Consider the following 455-nt stretch of genomic DNA (forward strand, 5'->3'; position numbering starts at 1 on the left):
CCACCGGACAGCCCAAAGGCGTGATGCTGGAGCACCGCAATGTGGTGAACTTTATCCATGCGCAGCACCAGACCAGCGAGCCACAATTAGGGGATCGTATCCTGCAATTTGCGACCATCGCCTTTGATACTTCGGTATCCGATATTTTCCCTACTCTGGCCGCCGGTGCCACTCTGGTTCTGCGCCCTGCCCATATCCGTGTACCGGATGCAGAATTTGTCGATCTGCTAAATGAGCAGAAAATCACTATTATGGATATGCCCACCGCCTTCTGGCATCACTGGGTACAGGAAATGATGGCGGGGCACAGTGGTTTCGGCCAATACCTGCACACCGTTATCGTCGGTGGTGAAAAAGCGGAACTGCGTCATTTGCTGAGTTGGCAGTCTATACCAGAAACCCAATCCTGCCGCTGGATTAACTCTTATGGCCCTACCGAAACCACGGTGATTGCC

General features: G+C 53.2%; 1 protein-coding gene. It reads left to right on the top strand.

Annotated features, from left to right (window positions below; translation table 11 throughout):
- Positions 1-455: AMP-binding protein (locus AAY47_RS19810; RefSeq protein ID WP_047772104.1), on the top strand; the 455-nt coding region annotated here is incomplete at both ends.

It is taken from the genome of Xenorhabdus griffiniae, assembly GCF_001028135.1.
In the GTDB taxonomy this organism is placed as follows: domain Bacteria; phylum Pseudomonadota; class Gammaproteobacteria; order Enterobacterales; family Enterobacteriaceae; genus Xenorhabdus; species Xenorhabdus bakwenae.